Origin of the sequence: Kitasatospora sp. NPDC059646 (assembly GCF_042734615.1) — a bacterium.
GTDB lineage: Bacteria > Actinomycetota > Actinomycetes > Streptomycetales > Streptomycetaceae > Kitasatospora.
On sequence record NZ_JBHWDS010000063.1, the window covers coordinates 35,696 to 45,936 of the forward strand.

Annotated in this window: 8 protein-coding genes and 1 pseudogene; 3 read left to right on the forward strand and 6 right to left on the reverse strand. The window is 74.9% G+C overall.

Translation table 11 applies throughout. From position 1 onward, the window contains the following. Nucleotides 1-51: 51 nt before the first annotated feature. A complete protein-coding gene (locus ACFV1L_RS31745) occupies nucleotides 52-2,334 on the forward strand; it encodes a glycosyl hydrolase family 18 protein (RefSeq protein WP_380372523.1) in 2,283 nt (760 codons plus the stop codon). 126 nt (nucleotides 2,335-2,460) lie between these two features. On the opposite strand, the gene ACFV1L_RS31750 is transcribed toward ACFV1L_RS31745, so the two are convergent. Then, nucleotides 2,461-3,822, reverse strand: coding sequence for a geranylgeranyl reductase family protein (locus tag ACFV1L_RS31750; protein ID WP_380372526.1), 1,362 nt, complete (start codon nucleotides 3,820-3,822; stop codon nucleotides 2,461-2,463). A 190-nt stretch (nucleotides 3,823-4,012) separates the two neighbouring features. Between ACFV1L_RS31750 and ACFV1L_RS31755 the strand changes: the two genes are divergently transcribed. Then, nucleotides 4,013-4,558 carry a carboxymuconolactone decarboxylase family protein gene (locus tag ACFV1L_RS31755; RefSeq protein WP_380372529.1) on the forward strand — a complete coding sequence of 182 codons (546 nt, stop codon included), beginning with the start codon at nucleotides 4,013-4,015 and terminating at the stop codon, nucleotides 4,556-4,558. A 71-nt stretch (nucleotides 4,559-4,629) separates the two neighbouring features. On the opposite strand, the gene ACFV1L_RS31760 is transcribed toward ACFV1L_RS31755, so the two are convergent. From ACFV1L_RS31760 to ACFV1L_RS31775, 4 genes are all read right to left on the reverse strand, one after another. Then, on the reverse strand, nucleotides 4,630-5,031 hold the full coding sequence (locus tag ACFV1L_RS31760) for a hypothetical protein (protein WP_380372532.1): 402 nt from the start codon (nucleotides 5,029-5,031) through the stop codon (nucleotides 4,630-4,632). A gap of 58 nt (nucleotides 5,032-5,089) precedes the next feature. After that, nucleotides 5,090-5,791, reverse strand: a complete 702-nt coding sequence (locus ACFV1L_RS31765; RefSeq protein WP_380372534.1) for a DUF4184 family protein — start codon at nucleotides 5,789-5,791, stop codon at nucleotides 5,090-5,092. 48 nt (nucleotides 5,792-5,839) lie between these two features. Continuing rightward, nucleotides 5,840-6,895 (reverse strand): NUDIX domain-containing protein, encoded by a 1,056-nt coding sequence (locus tag ACFV1L_RS31770; protein WP_380372536.1) that lies wholly within the window; start codon nucleotides 6,893-6,895, stop codon nucleotides 5,840-5,842. Nucleotides 6,896-7,006: 111 nt separating this feature from the next. Next, nucleotides 7,007-8,425, reverse strand: a complete 1,419-nt coding sequence (locus ACFV1L_RS31775) for an acyl-CoA synthetase (RefSeq protein WP_380372538.1) — start codon at nucleotides 8,423-8,425, stop codon at nucleotides 7,007-7,009. A gap of 247 nt (nucleotides 8,426-8,672) precedes the next feature. Here ACFV1L_RS31775 and ACFV1L_RS31780 point away from each other — a divergent pair, with 247 nt between their 5' ends. Beyond that, nucleotides 8,673-10,046, forward strand: a complete 1,374-nt coding sequence (locus ACFV1L_RS31780) for a S8 family serine peptidase (protein WP_380372541.1) — start codon at nucleotides 8,673-8,675, stop codon at nucleotides 10,044-10,046. A 76-nt stretch (nucleotides 10,047-10,122) separates the two neighbouring features. On the opposite strand, the pseudogene ACFV1L_RS31785 reads toward ACFV1L_RS31780, so the two are convergent. Beyond that, nucleotides 10,123-10,241: pseudogene (locus tag ACFV1L_RS31785) on the reverse strand (electron transfer flavoprotein subunit alpha/FixB family protein); the annotation flags it as partial.

The window sequence follows — 10,241 nt, forward strand, 5'->3', positions numbered from 1 at the left end:
CGGCTCCAGGCACCCCTGTACGGAATCCCCCACACCAGACAGGGAGTACCGATGCACGTCCGCTCCAGGCAATGGCTCAGGGCCCGCCTGCTGGCCCTGCTCGCCGCACTCGCACTGCCGATCGCCCTGCTCGCCGCCACCCCCGCGCACGCCGCGGCCAAGCTCACCGCCACCTTCACCAGCGACAACTACGGGTCCTGGTGGAAGGGCACGTTCGTGGTCAAGAACCCGAACGCCACCGCCGTCACCGGGTGGACGCTGGAGTTCGACCTGCCGTCCGGCGTCACCATGACCGGCAGCTACAACGGCACCGCCACCACCACCGGCAGCCACGTGGTCGCCACCAACGCCTACTACAACGCGACCGTGCAGCCGAACGGCTCCACCGAGCCGTACAGCTTCTGGTTCATCGGCAACGGCCCGATCGCCGCACCGCTCAACTGCCGCGTCAACGGCGACAAGTGCGACGGCACCCCGGACGTCCCGCCGACCGCGCCCGGCGCCCCCGCGCTGGTCGACGCCACCGCGCACACCCTCGCGCTGAGCTGGACGGCCGCCGCCCGGGGCGACTTCCCGGTCGCCTCCTACGACGTCCTCAACGGCTCGACGGTCCTCGGCTCCGCCACCGGCCTGTCCACCACGCTCACCGGCCTCGCCCCGGCCACCACCTACACCCTGAACGTCCGCGCCAAGGACACCCGCGGCAACACCGGCCCGCTCAGCCCGCCGGTGTTCCTCTCCACCGTCGACCCGGCCACCGACACCGTCCCGCCCACCGCGCCCGGCAACCTGCGCTCCACCGGCGTCACCTCCACCAGCGTCGCCCTGGCCTGGGATGCCGCCACCGACAACAAGCGGGTCGCCGCGTACGACGTCTACCGGGGCGGCGCCCTCGTACAGACCGTCACCGGCACCGCCGCCACCGTCGGGCAGCTCTCCCCCGCCACCCCGTACACCTTCACCGTCAAGGCCCGGGACGCCGCCGACAACGACTCCCCCGCCTCCAACGCCCTCACCGTCAGCACCGGCGACCTCGCCGGACCCGGCAAGTACTCCCGGGTCGGCTACTTCGTGCAGTGGGGCATCTACGGCCGCCAGTACTTCGTCAAGAACCTCGACACCTCCGGCAGCGCCGCCAAGCTCGACGTCATCAACTACGCCTTCGAGAACATCGACCCGGTCAACCTGACCTGCCTGGCCGGCGTCACCAAGGGCACCACCGCCAACCCGCAGGACCCCGACCAGGGCACCGGCGCGGGCGACGCGGACGCCGACTACGCCCGCCCGATGAGCGCCGCCCAGTCCGTGGACGGCGTCGCCGACGACGGCTGGTCGCCGCTGCGCGGCAACCTCAACCAGCTCAAGAAGCTCAAGGCCAAGTACCCGAACCTCAAGGTCGTGGTCTCGCTCGGCGGCTGGACCTACTCCAAGTACTTCTCCGACGCGGCCGCCACCGACGCCTCCCGCAAGAAGCTCGTCTCCTCCTGCATCGACATCTGGATCAAGGGCAACCTGCCCTCCTACAACGGCGCGGGCGGCCCCGGCACCGGCGCCGGCATCTTCGACGGCATCGACCTCGACTGGGAGTGGCCCGGCTCCGCCGACGGCCACCCCGGCAACCACTGGTCCACCGCCGACAAGGCCAACCTGACGCTCCTGCTCGCCGAGTTCCGCCGCCAGCTCGACGCCCTCGGCGGCCCGCACAAGCTGCTCACCGCCTTCACCCCCGCCGACCCCGCCAAGATCGCCCAGGGCTGGGACCTCTCGCAGATCTTCCAGTACCTCGACATCGCCAACGTCCAGGGCTACGACTTCCACGGCTCCGGCAGCGACAACTCCTGGGAGCCGAACCGCACCGGCCAGCAGGCCAACCTCCGCACCGACCCCGCCGACCCGTACCCGTTCCACTTCTCGATCGAGAACGCCGTCAGCACCTACCTCGACGCCGGGGTCAACCCGCGCAAGCTCACCATCGGCTTCCCGTTCTACGGCCGCGGCTGGCAGAACGTCACCGACGGCGGCGCCCACGGCGCCTGGCAGGCCGCGGGCGGCGCCGCACCCGGCCAGTTCGCCGAGGAGGCCGGGACGCGCGGCTACCACAACCTGATCACCTCGGTGCCGAACCTGACCGTCTACCACGACCCGGTCTCGGTCTCCACGTACGGCTACACCGGCAACGGCGGCCAGTGGTGGACCTTCGACGACGCCTGGTCCATCGCCCAGAAGACCGCCTGGCTGAAGTCCAAGAACCTGCTGGGCGCCATGGTCTGGGAGATGTCCGGCGACACCCCGACCGGCACCCTGATGAACGCCCTGGACACCGGCCTGAAGTAACCCCCCGTCAGGGGCGCGGGGAGCCCCCCGAAGCCCAACCCCCGCGCCCCGCACGACAACGGACCCGCCCGGGGAGGGAGCTCCCTCCCCGGGCGGGTCCGTGCGTGCGCGCCGCGGCCCGCGCGGTCAGCGGCCGGCGACCGACGCCAGCTTCCGGGCCGCGCGGTGGTCGCGCATGATCTGCGCGAAGGTCGTGTGGCCCTGCGTGGTGCGGGCGAAGGCCCGCCACGCGGGGGTGACCAGCGAGACCGCCGCGTGGAACAGGTGCGGGCGCTTCTCGAACGAGGCGAGCATGATCTTGCCGGCCCGCATCTCGACGCCCAGGCCCGCCTTGATGGCGAAGGAGTAGTTCAGCGCCTGCCGCCGCACGTCCGCCGCACCCGACGCCTCGGCGACCTGCACCGCCCACTCGCCGGCCAGCCGGCCCGACCGCAGGGCGTACGAGATGCCCTCGCGGGTCCACGGCTCCAGCAGTCCGGCCGCGTCGCCGGCGACCAGCACCCGGCCGCGCGACAGCGGCGAGTCCTCGGCCCGGCAGCGCGTCAGGTGGCCGGACTCGACCAGCGGCGTGAACCCGGAGAGCCCGAGCCGCCGGATGTAGTCCGCCAGGTACTGCTTCGTCAGTTCGCCCTGCCCGCGCGCCGAGATGACGCCGACCGTCAGCGTCCCGGAGTCGGTCTTCGGGAACACCCACCCGTACGAGCCGGGCAGCGGCCCCCAGTCCAGGTGGATCCGGCCCGCCCACTCGCGGGACACGGCCTCGGGGACGGGGATCTCCGCCTCCAGGCCCAGGTCGATCTGGTCGAAGGAGACGCCGACGTGACGGCCGATCCGGCTCGCGGAGCCGTCCGCCCCGACCACGGCCCGCGCCTCGACCCGCCCGCCGCCGGCCAGCGTCACGAACACGGTGCGGCTGTCGCCGCCCTGCTGCTCGACGCCGGTCGCGGTGACGCCGGTGACCAGCACCGCGCCGGCCTGCTCGGCGGCCTGCACCAGGCGCAGGTCGAACTCGTCCCGGTTGACCACGCCGAACAGCATCCGCTTCGAGCGCCGGGTGCGCGTCCACTTGCCGTTCAGCGCGAAGGTGACGGCCGAAATCCGGTCCTGGAGCGGGAGTTTGAAGTCCGCCGGCAGCGAGTCGCGGGACGGGCCGATGATGCCGCCGCCGCAGGTCTTGTAGCGGGGGTGCTCGGCCTTGTCGAGCAGCAGCACCCGCCGGCCCCGGCCGGCCGCGGCGTACGCCGCGGAGGCCCCGGCCGGTCCGGCGCCGACCACGACCACGTCCCACACCCCGTCGAGCAGCGCGGACCGCTCGGCGTCGGCCTCGGCGTCCGCGTCGACGTCGCCGGCCGGGGCGTCGGCCGTCCCCGCGCGTTCCGCCGACGCCCCGTCCGGGGCCGCTTCCGACGCCCCGTCACCGGTGTCGTCGGCAGGGGCCGCGACCGGCTCGACGGGGTCCAGGTCCTGAGTGCTACCGGTGTCAGTCACGGTCGCCCATCCTAATCTCCCCGCCCCCGCCGACAGCCAGGACCCGCCCCCGCCGGGCGGCACTCCGCGAACCTGCGCCCTCCGCCGTGCGCCGGTGCTCCGCGAACCGGCCCGCCGCCTACCGGCTGTGACGGCACAACCGCAGGTCAAGGCCTTGCCAAGGGCGTCCCGAACCGGTTCAGTAATGGGCATGCCGCACATCGCGCTCCCCGCACCCCACCCCGGAATCCGGGGCCTGCTCGCCTTCAACCCCGCGTCCGGCCTCCGGCTGAGCGAACTCGCCGAACAACTCCTGCGCGGCGAATCCCCGCTGTCCGTCGGCGAACGCGAACTGATCGCCGCCTACGTCTCCTCCCTCAACTGCACCCGCTACTGCGCGGCCGCGCACGGCGCCACCGCCGCGCACCGCCTCGACGGCGGCTTCGACCTGGTCGAGGCCGTCCAGACCGACCTGGCGACCGCCCCCGTCTCCGACCTGATGCGGGCGCTGCTGGAGATCGCCGGCAAGGTCGCCGAGAGCGGACTGTCCGTCACCGAGCAGGACATCGCCGCCGCGCGGGCCCTCGGCGCGGACGACGACACCATCCACGACACCGTGCTGATCGCGTCCGCGTTCTGCATGTACAACCGCTACGTCGACGGCCTCGCCGCCCTCACCCCGGACGACCCGGCCGTGTACCGCATGATCGGCGCCCACCTCTCCGACCACGGGTACCTGCCCGCGCCCGGCGCGTAGCCGGCCGGCGTCGGCCGCCCGGACACCCCGCCCGGGCGGCGGCCCCGCTGCCGAGGACGCTCCCGGGGCGCTCAGAACTTCGCCAGGAACCGGTCGAGTTCGGCCCGCGACTGGAACGACACCTTCGTCCGCAGCGGCCGCCGGCGCCCGGGCAGCCGCAGCCACAGCGAGTTCCAGCCGGTGCCGTGCTCGACCTTGGCGACCAGCCCGGCCGCCTCGGCGAGCGGCGCCACGTGCAGCAGCTTGCGCGGCCCGCCGGCGTTCCGCGGCCCGCTCATCACGTACACCGAACGGTCCGTCACCACCAGGTAGTACGCCTGCAGCAGCATCGGCCCGAGCAGCGGCCCGAGCGCCGCCATCAGCCGGACGACGCTTCCCCCCACGGCCAGCAGCACCAGCCGCGGCCGCTCGGTCTCGTCCATCCGCAGCACGGCCCGCCGCGCCTCCGAGACCAGCGCCAACTTCTGTTCCATCACCCGTCCCCGTCCGTACCGACGCCCCCGCGCACCGCGCGGGACGCAGCCGCAGAGACTATCCGCCCGGCCGGGGCCGGCTCCACGCCGCACCCAGCACCGTCGCCCCGACCGCCAGCCCCGCGCCGCCGCCGAAGCACGCCTCGTCGACGGCGCCGCGCTCGCCGCGCCGCACCCGCTCGGCCGCCCCCGCCAGCACCGCGGCGGCCAGCAGCGCCGCGACCCGCCGGTCCGCCGCCCGCCACGGCCCGGCGTACCGGGCCAGCGCCGCCAGCCCGAGCAGCGAACTGCCGTACTGCAGGCCGGTGTACAGCGGAACGCCGGCCACCCGCCGCTCCAGCATGGGCAGCGCCCGGACGCCGGCCCGCCCGTGGTGCGTGAACGCGTCCCACCCCAGGTGGCCGGCCGCGCCCGCGGCCAGCGCCGCCGCGGTCAGGGCGAGTTCGCCCGCGCCGGGCCGGCCGGCCGGCGCCACCTCGGTCCACGCCCCGGGCACGGCGGCCGCGAGCGGCCGCCGCCACATCCCGTACCAGCCGGCCACCAGCCCCGCGCCGATCGCCACGTCGACCGTCCCGGCGGCCCACCAGCGGTGCGTCAGGGCGCCGTGCCGGTACGCCCCGGGCAGCACCGACTCGGCGAAGAACGGCACGTCGGGCGCCATCGACCCGGCGACCAGCCCGGCCGCCACCAGCGCGCCCCTCCGGCGGGCCCGGCGCAGCACGGGCAGCGCGGCCGCGGCATGACTGAGCGTGAACGGCATGCGCCCATGCTCGCAGGCCACGGCCGCGCGGGCCGGCAGCCGGGCGCGTCAGCGCGCGGGCGCCGCCCCGGTGGCCGCCGGGCGGCCGCCCTCCAGGTAGCGCAACTCGCCCTCGCCGCGCGCCTCCAGGGCGGCGAGCAGGCGCCGCATCCGGGCTTCGGGGAGCATGTCCGCGGCCTCCCGCAGGGTCGCGAAGTGCCAGTCGCGGAGCTCCCCGGCGGGCAGCCGCAGCCGCAGCACCTCGGACGGGCCGAGCCGTCCGCCGTCGTAGACCAGCCGCAGGCCGCCGCGGCCCCGGCCCTGCCCGGCCTCCCAGTCGACGGCGAGCAGCCGCAGCCCCTCGGGGCGCAGCCGCAGGCCGAGTTCCTCGGCGGCCTCGCGGACGGCGGCGGCGGTCGGCGACTCGCCGCGTTCGACGACGCCGCCGGGGAACTCCCAGTGCGGCTTGTACGCGGGGTCGACGAGCAGCACCCGGTCGCGGTCGTCGAAGAGCAGCACGGCGGCGGCGACGGTGTCGCCGTCCCCGCCCTCGGTGCGCACGATGGGGCAGCGCGCGGCGCCGCAGCGCACCAGTTCGGCGATCCGCTCCGCGGTCTGACGGGGGCTCAGCACCCCGTTGTCGATCATGCGGGCGTCGCCGGCCAGCCAGCCGCGGGCGGTCAGGTACGCGGGCAGCATCTCCCGGCCGCGCTGCCGCCGGCCGGCGGCGTCGGCGTCGCCGGGGACGTCCTCGCGGGTGGCGATCCTGGCCCGCAGGATCGTTTCGACCGGGTCCAGGACGACGTGGTGGACGGGCAGGCCGCGGCCGGCCAGCGAGCCGAAGATCTCGTCGCGGTACTCCTGGCGCAGCAGCGTCATCGGGACCAGGACGGGGCCGGCCGCCTCGCAGGACAGCGCGGCGGCGGTCTCGGCGACCAGCCGCCGCCAGGCCGGCAGGTCCTGGAGGTCCGTCACCCCGGCGAGGTGCTCCGCCGGCAGCGTCGCGCGCAGCAGCGCCGCGACGGTGTCCGGCTCGAACAGCACGCTTCCGGGCAGCAGCCCGGTCAGCTCCCGGCAGGTGCTCGTCTTTCCCGCACCGAATGCCCCATTGACCCAGACGATCACAGCATCCCCTGCCCCTCCGCACAGGCCCGGCGGGTGTGCCGGGCAGCGCGGGGCACCGGCCCCCACGCCACCCCTGTGGTACCCACTCCCCGGGCTCCTGAAAGGAGCGGCTTACGCGTCCGGTTCGAGCAGCTGCTTCTTCAGCACCTTGCCCATGGCGTTGCGGGGCAGGTCGTCGACCAGCACGACCCGCCGGGGGCGCTTGTGCACCGAGAGCCGGCCCGCCACGAAGTCGATCAGCTGAGGGCCCGTCAGCTCGGGCTGCCGGGCCACCACGTAGGCGACCACAGCCTGTCCGAGGTCGTCGTCGGGGGCGCCCACGACGGCGGCGTCGGCGACGTCCGGGTGGTCGCGCAGCGCGGCCTCGACCTCGCCGGCGCCGATCCGGTAGCCGCCGCTCTTGATCAGGTCGACGGAGGCGCGCCCGACGATCCGGTGGAACCCGTCGGGGCCGATCACGGCGACGTCACCGGTGCGGAACCAGCCGTCGGCGGTCCACGACCCGGCGGTGGCGTCGGGCCGGCCGAGGTAGCCGTCGAACAGGGTGGGGCCCTGGACCTGCAGGTCGCCGACGCTCTCCCCGTCGTGCGGCGCGGGCTGCCCGTCCTCGCCGATCAGGCGGGTGCGCACGCCGGGCAGCGGCACGCCGACCGCGCCGGGCCGCCGTTCGCCGTCGGCCCGGGTGGCGACGGTGATCAGCGTCTCGGTCATGCCGTACCGCTCGGCGGGGGCCTGGCCGGTGAGCGCGCGCAGCCGTTCGAAGACCGGGACGGGCAGCGGGGCGCTGCCGGACACCAGCAGCCGGGCGGCGGCGAGGGCGCGGGCGGCGTCGGTGTCGGCGGCGATCCGCGACCACACGGTGGGCACGCCGAAGTACAGGCTGCCGCCGGCGGCGGCGTACCCGGCGGGGGTGGGCCGGCCGGTGTGCACCAGCCTGCTGCCGGTGCGCAGCGCGCCGAGCACCCCGAGCACCAGGCCGTGCACGTGGAACAGCGGCAGGCCGTGCACGAGGACGTCGTCGGCGCTCCACTGCCAGGCGTCGGCAAGGCCGTCGAGTCCGGCGGCGACGGCCCGGCGCGGGATCAGCGCGCCCTTGGGGGCGCCGGTGGTGCCGGAGGTGTACAGCACGAACGCCGTCCGGTCGGGGTCCTCGGCGGCGGGCCGCCAGGGGCCGGAGGCGCGGTCGGTGAGCCGGACCGGCAGGGCCGCCGGGCCGCCGTCGTCCTCCGGCAACCGGGTGCCCGCCAGCAGGGTGGCCCCGCTGTCGCGCAGGATGTGCGCGCGCTCCAGCGGCCCGGAGTCGGGCGGCACCGGCACCACGGGGACGCCGGCCAGCAGCCCGCCGACCACGGCCGCCACGGTCTCCGGCTCGGGCCGGGCCAGCACCGCCAACGCGGGTGCGCCGGCGGCCCGTTCGGCGACCGCGCCGGCGGCGCGCAGCAACTCCTCCCGGGACAGCGCCCGGCCGTCCGCCACCACCGCGTCCGCGCGGTCCCCGTACACGCCGTCCAATGCCGTCAGCAGTCCCATGCCGCCCGACTCTACGAGCCGGGGCGGGCGGAGTACACCGCGACACCCTCCCCTGGCGGCCCGTCAGCGACCGTGCTGAGCTGGGGCGTTACCGAACCACTCCGGTTCCTTTACCGAATCCGGTGGCCGACCGGAACCATCCCCACCGCCCGTCTCGGACTATGGCCGCTCCCCGCCGGTGCCGATGGGATGGGGGTCGCCCGGCCGGTCGTGCCGGGAACCGTCTCTTCGAGGAGTCTCCTTGGGCATGCACCCCGCCACCGCGGGTCCCCGACGCTCCAACGCGCTGCGGGCCGCCGCGCTGCTCGCCGTCGGTGCCACCGCCCTGACCGGCGCCACCGCGACCGCCCGCACGGCGACCGACCTGCGCCTGCCGGCCGCGTTCCACCTGCGCCCCGCCTCGGCCGGGCACATCGACGCGGTCGGCCGGGTCGCGCCGATATCGACGTCGGACTGCGTGGCGCAGATCGGCATCCACTGCTACTCGCCGCTGCAGTACCGCCAGGCCTACGACCTGAACCCGCTGTACCGGGAGGGCGTCACGGGCAAGGGCCGCACCATCGTGATCGTGGACTCCTTCGGCTCGCCGACGATCCAGCACGACCTGGAGGTGTTCGACAAGCAGTGGGGCATCCCGGACACCCAGGTCGAGGTGGTCAAGTGGGGCGACGTCCCGCCGTTCGACCCGACCAACGAGGAGCACACCGGCTGGGCGGGCGAGACCACCCTCGACGTCGAGTACGCGCACGCGATCGCCCCGGACGCGCACATCGTCCTGGTGGAGACCGGCGTCGCCGAGACCGAGGGCGTCACCGGCCTGCCGGAGATGATGGACGCCGAGAAGGCGATCATGCAGCACCGCGACGTGGACGTGATCTCGCAGAGCTTCGGCGCGACCGAGAACACCTTCCCGGGCTTCGACAAGGGCGACTTCAAGTCCGTCGAGGGCCTGCGGTACGCCTTCCGGTTCGCCGCCGCCAAGGACGTGACGGTGCTCGCCGCGTCCGGCGACAACGGCGCCACCGACGCGATGGAGAACGGCACCGACCTGTACCCGTACCGGGTCAACTCCTGGCCGTCCGCCGACCCGCTGGTCACCTCGGTCGGCGGCACCCAGCTGACCCTGGACAACGACGGCCGCCGCACCGCCCCGGACAAGGTCTGGCACGACGACTACGGCGCGGCCGGCGGCGGCGTCTCCGGCGTCTTCGAGCGCCCCTGGTACCAGGCGGGCGTGGCCGGCGTGACCGGCAACCACCGCGGCACCCCGGACATCTCGATGAGCGCGGCCGTGGACGGCGCCGCCTGGACGTACGAGTCCTACGACCCGACCCGGGTCGGCTGGCACCTCACCGGCGGCACCAGCGAGGCCACCCCGATCTTCTCGGGCATCGTGGCGCTCGCCGACCAGCTCGCCGGGCACCGCCTCGGCCAGCTCAACCCGCGCCTGTACGCGCTGGCCGCGCTGCCCCCGCAGTGGAGCGGCATCACCGACGTCACCGAGGGCGACAACTCGTGGGACGCGGTGACCGGCTACCAGGCGGTCAAGGGCTACGACCTGGCGTCCGGCCTCGGCACCGTCGACGCCAACCGCTTCGTCCGCACCCTGGCCGGCCGCTGACCCGCGGCCGGTGCGGAGACGGGTCCGGCCCCCGGGAGGACTCCCGGGGGCCGGACCGCTGTCCAGCGACGACAGGTCAGCCCTTGCGGGCCTTGACCTCGTCGGTGAGCTGGGGGAGGACGGTGAAGAGGTCTCCGACGACGCCGTAGTCGACGAGTTCGAAGATGGGGGCTTCGGGGTCCTTGTTGACGGCGA